We start from the raw sequence: 18,886 nt of genomic DNA on the forward strand, positions 1-18,886 counted from the left end.
ATGTTCGATCAATTGCAGAAGGCATTCTGGAAAGCCCTGACCCCGGATCTGGTCGCGGACACACCGACAGCTGCGGCCGAGCCGACTGGCGAGTTGAGCGCCGATATCGTCGCGGCGCTGGGCGGTGTGGATAACCTGAAGTCGCAGCAACCGCTGGCGTTGACGCGGGTGCGGGTAGTGTTGCGTGATGTGTCGCACATCGACCAACGGGCGTTGAGCGCCGCCGGAGTCGCGGGCGTGATGCCCTTGGCGGACGGTGTGGTGCACCTGATTACCGGGCTGCGGCCTTAAGCCGGCAGGTGATGTGCGGCCTCAGGTCGCCCTTACTGTTTCTCAACCGCAGGTGTATCGTATTCGCCTTTTGCAGGCCTTCAGGGCCTGTCGCTGATACGTGAGGTAGTTGAGTTCATGTCCTTTACCCGTCGCCAAATCCTCGGTGGCCTGGCCGGTCTTGTTGTCGTTGGCGTTGGTGCGGGGGGCGCGTCGCGTTATTGGCTGGGCAAAATGGCCGACGCCGAGGCGGGCCACGATTATGAACTGATCGCCGCACCGCTGGACGTCGAGCTGGTGCCGGGGCACAAGACCGAGGCCTGGGCATTCGGCCCGTCGGCGCCGGGCACCGAGTTGCGTGTGCGCCAGGGTGAATGGCTGCGGGTACGCTTCATCAACCACTTGCCGGTGGCGACGACCATTCACTGGCACGGCATTCGTCTGCCGCTGGAAATGGACGGCGTGCCGTACGTGTCGCAGTTGCCGGTGTTGCCGGGTGAGTACTTCGATTACAAATTCCGCGTGCCGGATGCCGGCAGCTATTGGTATCACCCGCACGTCAGCAGCAGCGAAGAACTCGGGCGCGGTCTGGTCGGGCCGCTGATCATCGAAGAGCGCGAACCCACCGGTTTCAAGTACGAAAAAACCTTGAGCCTGAAAAACTGGCACATCGATGACGTAGGCAACTTCGTCGAATTCAGTATTCCCCGTGAAGCGGCGCGTGGCGGTACGGCGGGGCGCTTGTCGACGATCAACGGTGTGCCGACCCCGGTGATCGAACTGCCGGCCGGGCAGATCACTCGGGTGCGTTTGCTCAACCTCGACAACACGTTGACTTACCGCATCAACATTCCCGGTGTCGAAGCGCAGATCTATGCGCTGGACGGCAATCCGGTCGAGCCACGGCCGTTGGGCAAGGAATACTGGCTGGGTCCGGGCATGCGCATTTGTCTGGCGATCAAGGCACCGGCGGCGGGCGAAGAGTTGTCGCTGCGCAATGGCCCGGTACGTCTCGGCACCCTGCGTTCGGTGGCCAATAACGAGGCGCCGACTGACTGGCCAAAAGCGCTGCCGGCCAACCCGGTGGCAGAGCCGGACCTGGCCAATGCCGAGAAACTCAACTTCAATTTCGAATGGGTCGGCTCGGTGTCGGTCAACGTCGACAATGGCCGGCCGCCGAGCCTGTGGCAGATCAACGGCAAGGCTTGGGACATCACCGACAAGACTTGTGCCGACCGACCGATCGCCAGCCTGAAGCTGGGGCAGAGCTACATCTTCGAATTGAAGAACATGACCCAGTATCAGCACCCGATCCACTTGCATGGCATGAGTTTCAAGGTGATCGCGTCGAACCGGCACAAGATCATTCCGTACTTCACCGACACTTATTTGTTGGGCAAGAACGAGCGCGCGCAAGTGGCGCTGGTGGCCGATAATCCGGGGGTGTGGATGTTCCACTGCCACGTGATCGACCACATGGAAACCGGCCTGATGGCCGCCATCGAGGTGAAGTGATGCGCCAGATTCGCCCCGCCGCGATCATCGACCGCAGCCGAGACCGTGACTTCATGCGCGAAGCCCTGACCCTCGCGGCACAAGGCGCAGCCCTCGGCGAAGTGCCGGTGGGCGCGGTGTTGGTGCAGGATGGCGAGATCATCGGCCGCGGCTTCAACTGCCCAATCAGCACCAGCGACCCGAGTGCCCATGCGGAAATGGTCGCCATTCGTGCGGCGGCGCAGGCGGTGGATAACTATCGCCTGCCGGGCAGCACGCTGTATGTGACGCTGGAACCGTGCAGCATGTGCGCCGGGTTGATCGTGCATTCGCGAGTGGCGCGGGTGGTGTATGGCGCGCTGGAGCCGAAGGCGGGGATTGTGCAGAGTCAGGGGCAGTTTTTTACCAAGGGCTTTTTGAATCACCGGGTGTTGTATGAAGGCGGGGTGCTGGCGGAGGAGTGTGGCGCGGTGTTGACCGAGTTCTTCCGCGCCCGAAGAGCAAAAAGCCCCTCACCCTAACCCTCCCGAAACGTCGGACCGCCCAGAGGGAGAGGGGACTGACCGAGCTGGATAGGCGAGGTCCGCCGACCTGAGATACCGAGTCGAACTCAAGTTTTGAAAAGCTCAACGATCAGCTCCCTCTCCCAGAGTACAGGGGACTGACCGAGCTGGATGGGCGAGGTCCGCCGACCTGAGTTATCGAGTCGAACTCAAGTTTTGAAAACCTCAACGATCAGCTCCCTCTCCCAGAGGTACAGGGGACTGACCGAGGTGATTGGTAGAAATATGGCGACCAGGATATCGAGTTGAGCCCAGATCTTGAAAAGCCCAAAGATCGGCTCCCTCTCCTTGGGGAGAGGGCTGGGGTGAGGGGGGGGCTCACCGCGGTGTTTGGGTGATTGGATTATTTACGAGCGACAATCACCGCGCGCATCGGCGCCGGCAGGCCTTCGATGGTTTTGCTGTGATCTTCCGGATCAAGGAAATCACTCAGCGACTGATACTTCATCCACTCAGTCCCGCGCTGTTCTTCAACCGTGGTTGTGCTCACATCCACGCAACGAATGTCGCTGAACCCGGCGCGACGCAGCCACAATTCCAGCGCCGGGACCGACGGCAGGAACCACACGTTGCGCATCTGCGCGTAGCGATCTTCCGGCACCAGCACCTGATGCTTGTCGCCTTCAACCACCAGCGTTTCCAGCACCAGTTCACCGCCCTTGACCAGGCAATCCTTCAGCGCCAGCAAGTGCTCGATCGGCGAGCGACGGTGGTAGAACACGCCCATCGAAAACACCGTGTCGAAACCTTCCAGATTCGGCGGCAGGTCTTCAAAGGGGAACGGCAAATGCCACGCGTTCGGCTCTGAGAGATAACGTTGCACCGCCTGAAACTGGCAGAAAAACAGCCAGTTCGGATCGACACCGATCACACTGTTCGCGCCGGCGCCGAGCATGCGCCACATGTAATAGCCGTTGCCGCAACCGACATCGAGGATGCGTTTGCCCTTCAGATCCAGATGCGGCGCGACCCGCGACCATTTCCAGTCCGAGCGCCATTCGGTGTCGACGTGCACGCCAAACAGATCGAACGGCCCTTTGCGCCATGGCGACAGGCCCATCAGCGCAGTACGCATCTGCGCGCGGGTTTCGTCGTCGCAATCGGTGTCGAGTCTCAGGCCATTGAGCAGATCGATTTCGCTCGGCTGAATCTTCGGCAAGGCGTCCAGTGCACTTTGCCAGCGCTCCAGGTCGCCGTGACCTTTCTCCATTTTCTTGTCGAGTTGCGCCTGCAGGGTGTTGGCCCATTCGGCCAGCGGTGTGCCGGCCAGACGGCGGGCGAGGGGGGACAGATCAATCATGGCAAGGCAATCAACGAGGCAAAGTTAAGACACTGGAACCACGGCACGACTTTCGAGAACCCGGCGGCCAACAGGCGTTCGCGGTGTTCTTCGAGGCTGTCAGGCTTCATGACGTTTTCGATGGCGCTGCGCTTCTGGGCGATTTCCAGCTCGCTGTAGCCGTTGGCGCGTTTGAAGGCGACGTGCAGATCGGTCAGCAGCGCGTGTTCTTCGGCATCGTTGAAGCGCAGCTTCTCCGAGAGAATCAGCGCGCCGCCCGGCAGCAGCGACTGGCGAATGCGCGAGAGCAACGCGGTGCGCTGATCCGGGGCGATGAATTGCAGGGTGAAGTTCAGTGCCACCACCGAAGCAGGTTGAAAATCGAGGGCAAGAATGTCGCCTTCGATCACTTCAACCGGCAGCAACTCCTGGAACATCGAATCCTGACCGTTGAGGTATTCGCGGCAGCGTTCGACCATCGCCGCCGAGTTATCCACAGCGATCACCCGGCAACCGTCGGTGCGCACGTGGCGGCGCAGGGCTTGAGTGACCGCGCCCAGTGACGAGCCGAGGTCGTAGAGCACGCTGTTCGGCTGGGCGAACTGCGCGGCGAGCACGCCGAGGTTTTCGACGATGGTCGGGTAACCCGGCACCGAGCGCTTGATCATGTCCGGGAACACCCGCACCACGTCTTCGTTGAAGGCGAAGTCAGGTACCTGGGCCAGAGGCTTGGCGAAAATGCGATCGGGTTCTTTGCTCACGGCGGTTCCGGCGGTGTCGGTGGAAAAGGCCGGCATTTTAGCCAAAGTGGCGTCGGGATGCTTGGGTTGTCTGATAAAGCGGCAAATCAAAAGATCGCAGCCTGCGGCAGCTCCTACAGGGGAATGCGGTTTTCTGTAGAAGGGGCCGCAGGCTGCGATCTTTTAAAGGCTGGCGCGTTTACTTTGAGAGAACGCCGAGGCGGCGATGCCCCACTGGCCCAGCCAGTAGCTCAGGATGATGACGTAAGGTGCGGCGTGGAAAGGGGCGACGAAACGGTCGATACCGATCACGCTGTCCGAGAACACAAACGCCAGCGCACCGCCCGCCGCCAGTAGCGCCGAACGCTTGGGCACATCGGTGCCAAGGCGAGCGAGGGCGCGCCAGAGCATTGCACTGATCGCCGTGCCATAGACAATCACCGGTACTAGCAATGGCCCGAGTCCGCTGGAAATGAGCATCCCCAGCAGCACCGCGCCGACACCGAGTGCAAGCACCAGCGGCAAAATCGCCAGACGCTTGCAGTCACTCAAATAAGCCTTCAGATACGCCAGATGTGCGACCAGAAACGCACCGAGGCCAAATACAAACAGATCGCCCGGCCACGCCAGCAACACATCACCCAGCAACGAGAAAATCAGCCCGAGGCTGATCCAGCGCCGATAGTCGCTGGGCGGCGCATCATGTAGCCAGCCGAGCAGCGCCAGCACCGGCAGCGGTTTGACCAACAGGCAGAGCAGCGCCGCATGGGTGCTGACGCCGTAAAGAAAGGTCACCGCGCCCATCAGCGCCAGAATCAGCCAGCCCACGATCAATTCACCGAAATGGCGCAGTCAAAGGTTTCCACCGGCAGCACTTCCGGCGCCCACGGCTGTTGCGAGGTCAGGCGCAGACGCCCGGTGCCGGGGGCGAAGGCCTGGAAGCGCCAGGTCGAGAGACCCGCTGCACCGACCACTCCGGCATCTTCCGGATTGCTGTAGACCTCGGGGCTGAGTGCGCGCAATACCCCGCCAGCGGAGTCCTGAACGGCCCAGCGATAACCGGTGGTCGGGTTGCTTGGCAGCATGATGATGAGGTTTTGCCCGTTGGTCAGCCGTACGGGGCATTCGCTTTGTTTTTCCACGGTCACGTTGTGTTTCGGTTGCGTGGCGCAGGCGGCCAGCAACGAGAGGGCGAGGGGGAGAAACAGGCGAGTGGGGGACATAGGGTCAGCAGCTCCGAGCGTTCACGACGAACGGCGAGCATAACTGAAGATGAGACACAGTGTGACAACGCCAAGCCCTCACCCTAGCCCTCTCCCAGGGGGAGAGGGGACTGACCGAGGTGTCTTGTGTCATACATCGACCTGAAAGACCGAGTCGATTATGGATTCAGCGAAGTAATTTCAGATCGGCGTAACTCTGCAATATCTCACGGTCGGCTCCCTCACCCTCAGGGAGAGGGCTGGGGTGAGGGGGGGCTGTCTGTCAGAACAGGATCTTCGCCACATCCGCAAACTTCTTCGCGAAGTGCACAGTAATCCCTTCCTTCAGATAATCCGGCAATTCCTCAAAATTCCCCCGATTCGGCTCCGGCAAGATCAGCTCAAAAATCTTCTGCCGTCTTGCCGCAATCACCTTCTCGCGAACCCCACCAATCGGCAGTACATGCCCGGTCAGCGTCAGTTCACCCGTCATCGCCACGCCTTTTTTCGGCGGCTGATTACGCGCCAAAGACAACAACGCACTGGCCATGGTCACGCCGGCGCTCGGGCCGTCCTTCGGTGTCGCGCCTTCCGGTACGTGCAGGTGGACGAAGGCTTCGTCGAAGAACTTCGCATCACCGCCGAATTGCTTCAGGTGCGAGCTGACGTAGCTGTAGGCGATCTCCGCCGATTCCTTCATCACATCACCGAGTTGCCCGGTGAGTTTGAAGCCACGGTTGAGCGTGTGAATCCGTGTGGCTTCGATCGGCAACGTGGCACCGCCCATGCTGGTCCAGGCCAGACCGGTAATCACGCCGGTACCAGACAGCACTTGTTCATTGCGGAATACCGGATGACCGAGTGACGCTTCGAGGTCTTTCGGCCCGAGCTTGATCACCGCTTTCGGCTCATCAATGAGCTTCATCACCGCTTTGCGCACCAGTTTGCCCATTTGCTTTTCCAGCTGACGCACGCCGGCTTCACGGGCGTAACCGTCGATCAAGGCTTTGAGCGCGCTGTCGCTGATGCTCAGGCTGCCCTTGGACACGCCAGCCTTTTCCAGCAGTTTCGGCCACAGGTGACGCTTGGCGATGGCAACTTTCTCTTCGGTAATGTAGCCCGACAGGCGAATCACTTCCATGCGGTCGAGCAACGGACCCGGAATCGAATCGAGGGTGTTGGCGGTGCAGACGAAGAGGACTTTCGACAGGTCCATGCGCAGGTCGAGGTAGTGGTCGAGGAATTCGACGTTCTGCTCCGGGTCGAGGGTTTCCAGCAGCGCCGAGGCCGGGTCGCCCTGGTAGCTCTGGCCCATCTTGTCGATCTCGTCGAGCATGATCACCGGGTTCATCACTTCGACGTCTTTCAACGCCTGCACCAGTTTGCCCGGCTGCGCGCCGATGTAGGTGCGGCGATGGCCCTTGATCTCGGCTTCGTCGCGCATGCCGCCGAGGCTGAAGCGGTAGAACGGCCGGCCGAGTGATTCAGCGATGGATTTACCGACGCTGGTTTTACCCACGCCTGGCGGGCCGACCAACAGCACGATGGAGCCGCTGATCTCGCCTTTATAAGCACCGACGGCGAGGAATTCGAGGATGCGGTCCTTGATGTCGTCGAGGCCGGCGTGGTGTTTGTCGAGGATTTTGCGCGCGTGCTTGAGGTCGAGTTTGTCCTCGCCGTACACGCCCCACGGCACCGAGGTCGCCCAGTCGAGGTAGTTGCGGGTAACCGCGTATTCCGGCGAACCGGTCTCGAGGATCGACAGCTTGTTCATTTCCTCTTCGAGGCGCTTCTGCACCTGCGCCGGCAGGACTTTGCCTTCCAGGCGTTGTTCGAACTGTTCGAGGTCGGCGCTGCGGTCGTCCTTGGTCAGGCCGAGTTCCTGCTGGATGACCTTGAGTTGCTCTTTAAGGAAGAATTCGCGCTGATGCTCGCCGATCTTGCGGTTAACTTCCGCCGAAATCTCTTTTTGCAGGCGCGCGACTTCGACTTCCTTGCGCAGCATCGGCAGGACTTTTTCCATGCGCTTGAGCATCGGCACGCAGTCGAGCACGCCTTGCAGCTCGGGGCCGGTGGCCGAGGTCAGCGCGGCGGCGAAGTCGGTCAGCGGCGACGGGTCGTTGGGGCTGAAGCGGTTGAGGTAGTTCTTCAGCTCTTCGCTGTACAGCGGGTTGAGCGGCAGCAGTTCCTTGATCGCGTTGATCAGCGCCATGCCGTAGGCCTTGACCTCGTCGGTCGGCTGGGTGGGCTGGTGCGGGTATTCGACTTCCACCAGATACGGTGGGCGGTGGTGTTTCAGCCAGGTTTTGATGCGTACGCGGCTGAGGCCTTGGGCGACGAATTGCAGTTTGCCGTTTTCGCGGCTGGCGTGGTGGACTTTGACCAGGGTGCCGTATTGCGGCAGGGCGCCGGTGTCGAAGTGGCGCGGGTCTTCCTGGGGCGTGTCCATGAAGAACAGGGCCAGGGAGTGGTGTTCGGATTTGCTGACCAGTTCGAGGGTTTCGGCCCACGGTTCTTCGTTGACGATGACCGGCAGGACTTGCGCCGGGAAGAACGGGCGGTTGTGGATCGGGATGATGTAGACCTTGTCCGGCAGGTTTTGGCCTGGCAGGGCGAGGCCTTTGCCGGAGGAGGTGTGTTCGATGTGTTCGGCTTCGGTGTAGTCGTCGGGGTTTTCCGGGAATTCTTGCTGGTCGCTCATGGGGCACCTGCGCAATGGGGTATGGGTCTTAGATGGGGCAGGGCTTGGGTGGTTTCAATGGGGGGCGGTGTTTCTGATTGTGTGTTCAGGGTTTTGACAGGGTTCACGCTTTTCGACTTGGCGGCCTTTGGGCCGACCATGTTGGGGGTGTTTGGTGTGTATATCCGTTATTTATGTAACGGCGGCTTAGGGTTTCGCCCTGACGGCGACTCACTTTTTTGACAAACGCCTCAAAAAAGTAAGCAAAAAAAACGCTTGCTCCTGCGTGCGGCCCGCTCGCTGGGGCTCGGGGTTCCTTCGCTCCGGGATCGATCCGGGCGCAGCGTCTCCGGTTTGCTTCGCTGCACCTCCTCTCGCTGTGTTTGGCTGCGCCAAACGGTCGCTGCGCTCCCACCCCCGGATCAATCCCTCCACTCAGCCTTCCGACGTCGCCCGTGGATCAAGATCAAGAGCAGGCGAGCTGACACTCGGCCTATTGAGTGGTGAAGAGCGCGGGTGTTCGGCTTTTGATTTGTGGTGGATTTGCCCCTCACCCCAGCCCGCTCCCGAGGGAGAGGGAGCCGATTTGTGGGCTTTTCAAGTTCTGAGTTCAACGCGGTATCGCACGTCGGCGTAGCTGTCCCAAACACCCCGGTCAGTCCCCTCTCCCTACGGGCGGTCCGACGTTTCGGGAGGGCTAGGGTGAGGGGCTTTTGATCTGATTCAGAATCTGAGTCCGGCTCGGTATTTCAAGTCGGCGTAGCTTTCCCAAACACCTCGGTCAGTCCCCTCTCCCTCTGGGAGAGGGCTAGGGTGAGGGGCTTTTGATCTGATTCAGAATCTGAGTTCGGCTCGGTATTTCACGTCAGCGTAGATCCACCAAACACCCCGGTCAGTCCCCTCTCCCTACGGGCGGTCCGACGTTTCGGGAGGGCTAGGGTGAGGGGCTTTTGATCTGATTCGGAACCTGAGTTCGACTCGGTATTTTACGTCGGCGTACTTCTGCCAAACACCTCGGTCAGTCCCCTCTCCCTCCGGGAGAGGGCTAGGGTGAGGGGCTTTTGATCTGATTCGGAACCTGAGTTCAACGCGGTATTGCACGTCGGCGTAGCTCTCCCAAACACCTCGGTCAGTCCCCTCTCCCTCCGGGAGAGGGTTAGGGTGAGGGGCTTTTCGGCTGTGTTGTTGGCAATGCGCAGATCACCTCTGATGGTTATTTCACTTCGATCAATTTCACATCATCGACCAGCATATCGATCAAGCTCCGCAGGTATTTGAAACCCTGATCTTTCTTCCCCCAGCGATCAATGAAAAACAAGCCGTGGTCATTGACCTGGATCGGTGTCACAACGATGTCGCCGGTCTTGGATTTATGCACTAGGCGGGGCCCGTCCGTGCCCGTACGTTCGATCATGAACATCCCGGAATGGGTCAATTGGCTGCGGCTGACAGACGGCGTCGGGTCTGGCTGCTTCGTTCCGGCGACGGCCACTTCCATCAGGAAATCGCTGCGCAAGGCCCGGCTATTGGTGCCGCGTTTGCTGTCCACCACTCCCACGCCCCGCGATGGATATCTCTGGCCAGTTCCGGAGCAGTGTCGCGCACCTGGAGACTGACCGCCGAGAGGGTATCCGCCAGACCCGGCACACCCAGGTTGTAATTGGTGTGGGCATTGCCGATAAGGGCCACCCATTTATGCGGTCCGTGTGCCAGTTGGTCGGCTTCGATCACTTGGCTGGCGAAATAGCTGAACATCTCGTTTCGCGAGATAGCTTCGTCAGACACACCCTTGAGGTGGTAGGACGCCGTGCAGTCGAGCGCCCTGATTCGGATTTCGTATTTGGCCGCCGCCTGACAGACCTCTGTGTACGTATCGTTACCGTCATGGGAGGGCATGTGGCCAAGGTCCTGGACGCGCAGGTAATCCTTCAATCTGTCCGGCATGCGCTGTGTGCGATAAAAAATATCCAGGTCGGCCTGGTGCAAATCGGTGAGCAGATGTTCCACGTAGAGCGTGTCATACCCGGCTCGCTTAAGCGCTTTCATGTGCTTTTTCAGCAGCGCTTTGCTCGCTATGTGGGAATGGGCCTCGCCGATCAGCAGGTTCAAGCGTCCGTCTGCCAGCAGCCGCAAAAACTCCTCGAACGTGGTGTCGGAGGTGAGCGTCGGGAGCGTGGCCGCTTCGGGGGGCGTGTAGTGAGCAAAAGCATCACTGGCCTTTTTCTCCAGGCGCCCGCGGTTGGCGATGAACGCCTCGAACGCCCGTTTTTCACGCGGTACGGTCGGGGTGTAGCTTGAATCCATGGCGTAGGGCTGATGCAACATTTGCGCGATATCGTCACGCATCGAAGGCGCAATATCGTATTCGCTGAAATGCTCGACAACGGGGGCAATCGGTGCGGGCCGGGAGACGGGCTGAGGCGCCTTGTACGCCGTCGGCCATTGCACCCGATAATCGCCCCTGGCGGCCGTATCCCCGGCGATTGCACCGGCTGAATCGAGGGCGATGCGTGCCGGCTGATCGAGTGCGACATCTTCCACGCGCACGGCAACGGCCGCGTGCAGGTCGGCCAGGCCGGGGGTGTTGTTGAAGGTGCTCATGCGTGATTGTTCGGTGAGGACCACCCAACGTTCCTCAGGCGCATCGGCGATATCGGCGGTCAGCGTCTTGTGCGAATAGAAATTCCTGAGGCTGTTGCTGCGCGGGGTCAATGGCGAGACGTCGTTCAGTACCATCGCTCCTTCCAGTTGGTAGCTGGTCGAAGCATCCAGTGCATGGATTTTCAGACCTTTTTCGCGAGCCGCACGCACCAGTGCCAAATAAGAGAATGGCGCGTTTTTCTCATGGCCCAGCGCACGGTCGACGGCTTCAAGATGGGTTTTGATGTGTCTCCAGGTTCCGCCCTTGTTCATCTTTTCCAGCTTGATATTGAAGACATCCCCCGCCAGGTATTCCACGTAAAGTCGCTTGAAGCCTGTGCTCACGAGTTGGTCCACACCATCGATCAGCAGTTGTTTGCTGGCGATCGAACCGGGCTGGGCGCCGATCACCAGGTTTTTTCCTTTGACGGCGTCGCTGGTCAGTAACCGGGCAAACGACAGGTCGTCGCCGACGGGCGTAACTTCGGCGCGGGCTGGCAGCGGGGCAAGTTCGGCGAAATGCGCGGTGGCGTCTGCGCTGAGCTTTTCGACCTGCTTCAGGTAGGCGGTGCGTGTCGAGGCAAGTTCATTGACGACGCCGGCAATTATCAAGTACGGACTGTTGGCTATATCGTCCTGACCGCGCATGAGGATGTCCTCGCGGGTTTGCGGATTCATCACTGCTTCGACGCGCTGCCGGTATTTGCGCTCCACGCCATAGACTTTGTAGGGGCCGGGTGTCTCTGGCACGGCTTGGTACTTGGGCGCGCCGCCGGCCATGCCGCTGCGTACCATCATCCCGTCGGAATTGCGCACGGTCAGGATGCCGGTAGAAACGAGGTCAGGGGAATTCGGCTTGCTCCGATAGAGCAGATAACGCCCGAGTGCGTCGGGGCTGTTCGCGGTAAAGAACAGTTGGTGTCTGAAAACCACCACGCGCATGTCATCCCAATCAGGTTGGGGTGCCACTTGGTCGATCACGGACATGACATTCTGTTGTTCGCTGCTGGCACTGGCGCTGGCGGTGCTCTGACGCAAAGGTCGACGCGCGGGCTTGAGCGAACGCAACGCCGGACGCAGGTCGGTCAGCACCGCGCCGGCACTGTTGAACAGATAGCCGAGCAGATGCTGGAAGGCTTCGCTGTGGTCACCCTGACGGTACGCGTGCAGGGCGAGCATGGCGTCCTTGAACGCCAGGAGCAGGCCGGTGCTCAAGCTCAGCAGCGGGAACGGCGCCGTGGCAATGGCGGCGATCCATTCGACACTGGTCCAGACCAGACCGGCGATCATCTCGGCACGGCTGGTGGTAGTGGCGTTAACGTCGTCGATACGCCGTTGCAGCTTCATGTTGTAAAGGGCCGTGCGCAGATCACTGACCGCCGCGACCGCGCGGGTCGAGTCGTAACGTGCAGGGCTGGGTGTGGTTTTATTGAGGTCTTTGGGCAGCCCTTTCCTGATGTTTTCAAGGTGCGTGCGAACCCGCGTCCGGGCGCTGACGCCGACGCGCAAGGTCAGGTATTCGAGCATCCCGGACTGCTGCTGAAGCAGGTAATTGAACAGCCGCGCTTCGCGCCAAGCGACACCGTCGGGCGTCTCGGGGGTATAGAGCAGAACCGGGTTGTCACCATGGCTGAACAACCACGCATCGAGCACCCATTCGCCGTCGATCATCAAGCGCTGGAGCGGATATTTCGTGCGCATCGACCCGGACGTCTCAGCCATGCTGTCGATACTTTGCTCCAGCCATTGCAGATCATGGCTGGCGATATGGCCTTGCAGTTGGCATTCCAGCGCGGCGCTTTTCATCTGGCGCTGGGTAATGGCCAGGGTCGCGTTGCGTCTGAAGTCGTAACCTTCGCTCGTCGAACTTTGCAGTTCAGCCTTGACCTTGGCGATGTAGCGCTGGCCGATCCACACACCGGTGACCGAGCGCGCGACATTCTGTGCGGTCAGGTTGCTGATATCGATGCCCTGCGGCCCTCGGAAGCGCGCCGATCGGGAAAATTTGTCATCGAGAAAACCGATGCCGTCGGCGTAGCCATCGCGATAAAGCGCTGTGTAGGTCAAAGGTTTTGGCGTCCACGAGCGCACGAGGGAGGTCGGCGAGTAAGCCCAGACGGTATCCGGATCGACATCGTTGGTGGTGCGCTTGAGCAAGCGGTTCAAGCTGATTTTTGCTTGTTCGTGCACGTAGTCATCAAACGCCGGAAAGCGGCTGCCCGACAAGGCATGCTTGTTGAACGCGCGCAAGGCGCCTTCGGCGTCTTCACTCAGGGTCGTCAGCTTTCGGCGGTTGGCAGCCGTGGTTGCGCGATACCACAGCGGTGTACAGAAATCGTAGTCGTCGATCCGTGTGGCGAGCACCAGTTCAGCCATCGTACGCAGGCAATCGGAATGACTGTCGGCGTAATCGAACGTGACCTTTTGATGCTCCAGCGCCTCAGGTTTGAAACTCAGCCCGGCCAACACGTGACGCACCTTCGCGCGAAAGCGCATGGGCGCGCGGCTGATCAGGTAGCCGGCCATGCTCTCGGCGACATCACTGTGCCTGGCCCAGCCGAGCAGGTGGGTCTGGCATTCGCGCTCACTGTCGAAGGCCTGGAATTGTTGGTCCCGCGGCGCCTGTGGCGTGCACAGCAACAGCCGTTTGAGCGCGCCGCTGTCATCGTTGTGGCGCAGCACCCACAAGTCCTGCAACTGCGCGCCGTGCAGCGACAGGGTGGCGGCGCGCAGGCGCGGATCGCTGCCGTCGCGCAGGCGCTGAATCAATTGCAGGTCACTGTCGAGCAAGTGCCCTTGCAGCACAGCCGTGTGAGCGAGGGCGACAATACGTTGATCGAGCATCTGCCTGATGGCGGGGTTGATCGCGGGCTTGGCCTGAAGCGCTTTTTGCAAGTGATGGAAGTCAATCCGAGGTTGCAGTTCCACGGCTTGTTTGATCAGCCACGCCGGCGTCACGTCAACGTAGGCTGGCGGCAGAGGCGCGCCATCGTAGGTGAGGGTGGTGTGCTTCAAAAACGCCGAGCCCGGTAATTCATCGCCGGTGTGCGGGCCGCGCAAGGACAGTTCGAGCAGACTGGATTGATGCACGTAAACGCCGTAGCCCGGCACTCGGCGATCGGTCGAAAGGCTTAACTTTTCCGGCTCGAGATCGTCGATTTCCAGGTCTTCGCTCAAGCGTTCCAGCCATTGCTGGCGGGCCAGTGTCGTCAGGCTGCCTACCGGCTCCATCAGGTCGAGCAGGTGTTGCCGCGCCTGCTGGTAGTTGCGCAGATGCTCAGCCAGTGCGTCTTTCTGCGCGGTGCTGGCGCTGCGGTACCAGTGCGGTGAGCTGTAGCGCAGGTGGCGTTCGAACAAGGTTTGCGCGCGTAATGCCAGACGCGGCGTGAGATCCGGCAGTGCGGCAGCAATTGCGCGCTCCAGCGCTGTAAGCAATTGCTTGGGGTCTTGTTGCGGGTTATCGGCGAAGCTCAAGGCGCGCTCGATATCCTGCGTGCGTTTTTCGATCAGCGCATCGTAGGTGTGTTCGAACAAGGGTTTGCTGTCGATGGGTGCGAGCAGCAGCGGCCAGATCCCTGCTGCGCCCACCGCGTGATAGCGCCTCGGCAGCATGAGCATGAATTCTTCGCTACCGCTGGCCTGGTTCAGGGACGAGCGCAACTGGTTGTCGAGATCAGCAAGGGAGTTGAAAAACTCGATACCTCTTGCGGGGGTGAACAGCAGGGCGAAACCCATGCTCTGGTCGGTCTGCAAGTCCTTGACTCGGCGAGTGTCCTTTTCCATGACAACAAAGGCACCGGCCAGCTCAACGGTGGTGCGTTGATAGTTGAACTGCAGCGCGTACATGGCCGGACGCAGTATCGGGGCCAAATCGAGCTTTTGCAGCAGTTCGCCGGCTTGCGGGTGCAACAGGCGGTCGGTGACAGCCTGCCTGGCTTCGTGGCCGATGGCGGTGAAGCCGGCATCATGGTTGAGGAAGGTTTTCGCCGGTTTATCGTCGATCCGGTCGCTCTGGTCCATGTTGATCAGTTGGCTGGCCAGTCTGACTTTCAGCGTGGCGATCAGCTGTTTGCCTGCATCGCTTTGCAGATCGCTGTTTTTCAACGCCTGAAACAGCGCGCGGCTGCGTTGCAGGTAGCTTGTGCGGTAGGTGTTCAATTGCTGGTCGAGGCGTTTCAGAAAGGCCTCTTCGGTGGTCGGTTGCTGCTCGGGAAGCAATGGGGTTGGTGTATCAAACAGGTGATGGCCGATCGCGTTGAGATCGTTTTTGATCTCTTCGGGCGTGGGAGCTGTGGCGGGGTTCATGGGCGCTTTTCCATGCTGAGGGTGAGCGGCCAGCATGGCGAGGGGCAGTGGGGGGCGGGTGGTATCTATGTATGGGGGAGTGATCTTTCGATGTGTTCGATTTCGTCAAACAGCCCCCCAGACCTGCTCGCGAAAGCGCTGTGTCAGTCACTCAAACGGCTGAATGGACTGACGCCTTCGCGAGCAGGCTCGCTCCCACAGGGGGTTAGCTGTGTGTTGGGGATTGCGGGATTTCGTGGTTATCCAGCACGCGGTTCACGGCCAGTTCGGCGAGCATGATGATTTGCTGGATCGCCAGAATCGTGCGTCGCTGCGGCAGGTCGATGTAGGCGGCGATGTCGCTGGTCATCAGGCTGGCCTGGGCCAGGGATTCGCAGGCGTGGACCAGCAGGCTTTCGCTGTCCTGTTCGGGGGCAACCTGGAACATGGTGCTGGGTTTGTGGAAGCGCAGGGTCAAGGCGTTGGGTTTGAGGTAGTGGTCGAGGGCGCGTTCGGCGGCTTCGTGGAATTTCTTGGAATCGGGGGATTCGTAGGGCGAGGTGTCATCGGTTTCTGGCGGATTGGGTGTCGGCTTTTTCATTTTTGACTCCTTGGGAATGGTGGAGCCATCCCTCTAGTTGCCGCGAAGCAATTCGAGGGTGGCAGCTATACGCGGGTTCGCGGACCGACTCCCAAGGCACTTCGGCATACCCGAAGGTATCCCGCGCACAGCCGCCATAAAACAAGCTGACAGACACTTATGTGCGTTAGTCAGCGGGGCGATTATGCCTTAAGAGGTCGGGCCGCGACGCCCGTTCGCTGAATTTGCAGCGACCCCCAGAGCCTATCCAGCCGATTTCCGAGGCACAACCGACGCGACTTGTCGGAAAACTCTCGCTGACAATGCGCTTCTGTAGGACGAACACCGTCCTTTGTAGGAGTGAGCCTGCTCGCGATAGCGGTAAATCAGTCACCGAAGATGTTGGCTGACATACCGCTATCGCGAGCAGGCTCACTCCTACAGGTTTTGTGGTGAATTCTGAAATGGCGTGCACAAAAAAGGCGATGTCCCTTGCGGGGCATCGCCTTCATTTTCACCGCCGCTAAAACTTATTCCGGCAGTTTGTACGCAATCACGTAGTCACCCATCTTGGTGCCCAGCGAACCGTGACCGCCGACAACCAGCAGCACGTATTGCTTGCCGTCCTTGCCGGTGTAGGTCATCGGCGTCGCTTGGCCGCCAGCCGGCAGACGCGATTTCCACAGCTCTTTACCGCTGTTCACGTCGTACGCGCGCAGGTACTGGTCGAGGGTGCCGCTGAGGAAGCCGACGCCGCCAGCCGTGACCATCGAGCCGCCCATGCTTGGCACGCCCAAGGTGAAGCCGATCGGGATTGGCGAGCTGTCGCGGCTGGTGCCGTTTTTGCGTTTCCACACGACTTTGCTGGTGGTCAGGTCGATACCGGCGACGTAGCCCCAGGCCGGGGCCTGGCACGGTACGCCGAATGGCGACATGAACGGGTGCATGATCACCGCGTAGGGCGCGCCGGTGTTCGGTTGCACGCCAGCGGTTTCGCTTTCGCGTTTGCTGCCGGCGGCGACTTGCTCGCGTGGCACCATTTTCGACACGAAGGCCATGTAGTTCGGGCTGGTGAACAGCATTTGCCGAACCGGGTCGACCGAGACGCCGCCCCAGTTGAACACGCCGACGTTACCCGGGTAGATCAGGCTGCCCTGTTCCGACGGCGGGGTGTACTGGCCTTCATAACGCAGTTCCTTGAACTGGATGCGGCACAGCATCTGGTCGAACGGGCTCGCGCCCCACATGGCTTTTTCGGTGAGTTCCGGGGCCAGCAGGTTGAGGTCCGAACGGGCCTGGGTCGGTGCGGTGTGGTCGCCTTTGACGGCGCCTTGCGGGACCGGGATTTCCTTGATCGGGATGATCGGCGTGCCGTCACGACGGTCGAGGACGTACAGGCTGCCCTGTTTGGTCGGTGCGATCAGCGCAGGTTTCACGCCGTCGGCGGTTTTCATGTCGAGCAGGGTTGGCTGGCTGCCAACGTCCATGTCCCACAGGTCGTGGTGGGTGAACTGGTAGTTCCAGCGCACTTTACCGGTGGCCAGGTCTAGGGCTACAACACCGGCGCTGAATTTCTCGGCGCCCGGGGTGCGGTCAGCGCCCCACTGGTCTGGCGTCTGGTTGCCCAGTGGCAGGTAAACCATGCCGAGTTTTTCGTCGACGCTGGCCAGCGACCACATGTTCGCCGAGTTGCGGCTGTAGGTTTCGCCCGGAGCCAAAGGCTCGGTGGCGTCTGGCTTGTCGCTGTCCCAGTTCCACACGAGGTGACCGTCGCGCACGTCGAAAGCGCGGATCACGCCCGATGGCTCGTTGGTCGATTCGTTGTCGGTGACGTGACCGCCCATGATCACCAGATCACGAGTAATCGCCGCTGGCGAGGTGGAGTAGTAGCCACCAGCGGTGAACGGGCCGATGCCTTGAGTCAGGTCAACCACGCCTTTGTTGCCGAAGCCTTCGCAGATCTTGCCGGTGTCGGCGTTCAGCGCGATCAGGCGAGCATCAGCGGTTGGCAGGTACAGACGACGCGGGCAAGCCTGAGCAACGGCTTTGCCAGCTTCGGAAATCACCGCCGAGGCTGCGTTTTCAGTTTTCGCGTAAGCGGCTTCGTCGTAGTACGACACGCCACGGCAAGTCATGTGGGCGAAGCCTTTGAAGCCGACCGGGCTCTTGATCTGTGGGTCGAAGCGCCACAATTCTTTGCCGGTGTCCGGGTCCAGGGCCAACACTTTGCTGTGCGCGGTGCAGGCGTAGATCATGCCGTTGGCTTTCAGCGGGGTGTTTTCGTTGGTCAGCTCGACCGGGTCATCCGCGGTCGGCAGGTCGCCGGTCTGGATGCGCCAGGCTTCTTGCAGCTTGCCGACGTTGGCCGGGGTGATCTGCTTCAGCGGCGAGTAACGGTCACCGAACTCGGTGCGGCCATAGGCCTGCCAGTCGCCATCGGGCATGGCTGGTGCGGTGCTGGTGGTGTCCGCGGTGTCGCGGCCCAGTTCGCCGAAGGTTTCGCCCGGGTGGGTGAACAGGCTGGCCAGAGCGGTGACGCCGGCCAGCACCACGGCGACGGTCAAACCGCCAGTGCCCATCGGCGCCGGGCCGTTAAGCAGCAGCGGACGACGGAACCACGGCAGCAACATCACGAAGCCGAGGACAAACCACAGGGCCAGACGTGGCACCAGTTGCCACCAGTCCAGACCGACTTCCCACAGCGCCCAAACGGTGCTGGCAAACAGAACGATGGCGTACAGGCCCAGCGCTGCGCGACGACGCATCAGCAACAGGATGCCGCTCAGCGCAATGCCGATACCGGCCAGCAGGTAGTACAGCGAGCCGCCGAGCATGCTCAGCTTGACCCCACCGGCCAACATGGCCAGGCCCATCAGTAGAAGCAGAATGCCGAGCAGGCTCGGTAGCAAACGGCCCCGACTCGAAGCACTTTCGGTGCTCATAGTGTGATTCTCCGTGACGTTTTATGTAGTCCCGCGCTGTAGTCACTTTAGATGACGATTTGGCACAGGCATGGTTCAGATAAAAACTTGTCTAGCTAACGAATTTCATCTGTAGGAGTGAGCCTGCTCGCGATGGCGGTGTGTCAGTCTCTGGAAATGTCGCCTGAAACACCGCTATCGCGAGCAGGCTCACTCCTACATTTGATCCGTGG

The 18,886-nt window shown here is 60.5% G+C and carries 12 protein-coding genes; 3 read left to right on the forward strand and 9 right to left on the reverse strand.

From position 1 onward, the window contains the following. From KBP52_RS24305 to tadA, 3 genes are all read left to right on the forward strand, one after another. On the forward strand, nucleotides 1–291 hold the full coding sequence (locus KBP52_RS24305; protein WP_212621120.1) for a PTS transporter subunit EIIB: 291 nt from the start codon (nucleotides 1–3) through the stop codon (nucleotides 289–291). 117 nt (nucleotides 292–408) lie between these two features. Further along, a complete protein-coding gene (locus tag KBP52_RS24310) occupies nucleotides 409–1,785 on the forward strand; it encodes a multicopper oxidase family protein (protein ID WP_212621121.1) in 1,377 nt (458 codons plus the stop codon). Next, nucleotides 1,785–2,285: a tRNA adenosine(34) deaminase TadA gene (gene tadA, locus KBP52_RS24315; protein WP_212621122.1), complete on the forward strand. Its 501-nt coding sequence runs from the start codon at nucleotides 1,785–1,787 to the stop codon at nucleotides 2,283–2,285. The genes KBP52_RS24310 and tadA overlap by 1 nt, the downstream gene beginning before the upstream one ends. Before the next feature lie 385 nt (nucleotides 2,286–2,670). Here tadA and cmoB read toward each other — a convergent pair whose 3' ends face one another. The 9 genes from cmoB to KBP52_RS24355 all read right to left on the reverse strand — a co-directional run bounded on the left by cmoB (nucleotide 2,671) and on the right by KBP52_RS24355 (nucleotide 18,674). Continuing rightward, a complete protein-coding gene (gene cmoB, locus KBP52_RS24320; protein WP_212621123.1) occupies nucleotides 2,671–3,627 on the reverse strand; it encodes a tRNA 5-methoxyuridine(34)/uridine 5-oxyacetic acid(34) synthase CmoB in 957 nt (318 codons plus the stop codon). Next, complete coding sequence (gene cmoA, locus KBP52_RS24325; protein ID WP_175559565.1) at nucleotides 3,624–4,403, reverse strand: carboxy-S-adenosyl-L-methionine synthase CmoA; 780 nt, start codon at nucleotides 4,401–4,403, stop codon at nucleotides 3,624–3,626. Before cmoA ends, cmoB begins: the two co-directional genes overlap by 4 nt. Before the next feature lie 126 nt (nucleotides 4,404–4,529). Next, on the reverse strand, nucleotides 4,530–5,174 hold the full coding sequence (locus KBP52_RS24330) for a lysoplasmalogenase (RefSeq protein WP_212621124.1): 645 nt from the start codon (nucleotides 5,172–5,174) through the stop codon (nucleotides 4,530–4,532). Nucleotides 5,175–5,176: 2 nt separating this feature from the next. Continuing rightward, entirely contained in the window at nucleotides 5,177–5,569 is a 393-nt protein-coding gene (locus KBP52_RS24335; RefSeq protein ID WP_212621125.1) for a protease inhibitor I42 family protein, read from the reverse strand. A gap of 262 nt (nucleotides 5,570–5,831) precedes the next feature. Then, a complete protein-coding gene (gene lon, locus KBP52_RS24340; protein ID WP_249122205.1) occupies nucleotides 5,832–8,249 on the reverse strand; it encodes an endopeptidase La in 2,418 nt (805 codons plus the stop codon). A gap of 1,192 nt (nucleotides 8,250–9,441) precedes the next feature. Continuing rightward, on the reverse strand, nucleotides 9,442–9,777 hold the full coding sequence (locus KBP52_RS30590; RefSeq protein WP_249122206.1) for a hypothetical protein: 336 nt from the start codon (nucleotides 9,775–9,777) through the stop codon (nucleotides 9,442–9,444). Then, nucleotides 9,726–15,173, reverse strand: coding sequence for a membrane-targeted effector domain-containing toxin (locus KBP52_RS24345; protein ID WP_249122207.1), 5,448 nt, complete (start codon nucleotides 15,171–15,173; stop codon nucleotides 9,726–9,728). Before KBP52_RS24345 ends, KBP52_RS30590 begins: the two co-directional genes overlap by 52 nt. Before the next feature lie 205 nt (nucleotides 15,174–15,378). Further along, on the reverse strand, nucleotides 15,379–15,753 hold the full coding sequence (locus tag KBP52_RS24350) for a DUF6124 family protein (RefSeq protein WP_116033046.1): 375 nt from the start codon (nucleotides 15,751–15,753) through the stop codon (nucleotides 15,379–15,381). A gap of 509 nt (nucleotides 15,754–16,262) precedes the next feature. Further along, complete coding sequence (locus KBP52_RS24355; protein ID WP_077574400.1) at nucleotides 16,263–18,674, reverse strand: glucose/quinate/shikimate family membrane-bound PQQ-dependent dehydrogenase; 2,412 nt, start codon at nucleotides 18,672–18,674, stop codon at nucleotides 16,263–16,265. Nucleotides 18,675–18,886: the final 212 nt, after the last annotated feature.

The organism is Pseudomonas sp. SCA2728.1_7 (assembly GCF_018138145.1).
Lineage (GTDB): Bacteria > Pseudomonadota > Gammaproteobacteria > Pseudomonadales > Pseudomonadaceae > Aquipseudomonas > Aquipseudomonas koreensis_A.